Source organism: Vibrio sp. 704 (assembly GCF_033339295.1).
Genome location: NZ_JAWOUH010000942.1, coordinates 1 through 535 on the forward strand (window position 1 = coordinate 1; position 535 = coordinate 535).

1 pseudogene is annotated in these 535 nt (G+C 37.4%); it reads left to right on the forward strand.

The features are described 5' to 3' along the window. Positions 1–212: 212 nt before the first annotated feature. Positions 213–535, forward strand: a pseudogene (locus R7R24_RS30005) (hybrid sensor histidine kinase/response regulator); the annotation flags it as partial.

Here is a 535-nt window from a genome sequence, read left to right on the forward strand (position 1 = left end):
TAATATGCAATTGAACTCGTTACCAAAAAATTCGTGAAATCAAGCTGAACTTAGATAAAAGACTGAATTTAAAGACAAGCATCGCGAATAAATTGACGGATTTCGCGCTGCTTATATTTGGCAAGTAATATATAATTACAAAACAACGTGATTATAAAAAAGATAGCAAGTCACAACTTTGAACGTCAGGCGGAGTAGACAAATTAGATAGTATGGATTCGATACGTAAGGTATATGAGTACGCAGAGCCCAATTTAACATTAGTTGGTTGGATGGGATTTATTGGCTTCCCGCTCTACTACTTCGTTTGGGACTTCATGTTCCCGCAATCCTATGAAAACTTGCCGCTACGTTTGTTTTGTTCCGCACTGTTTTTTGGCATCATTTTTCGTAACCGTTTGTCGTCATCATGGCGAAAGTACGTGCACGTCTATTATCAAATAACGATTACGACCTGTTTACCTTTCTTCTTTTTTTATATGTTGCTCATGAATGATTGGTCCAATGTTTGGGTGATGTCATTCATGTCGGCTAT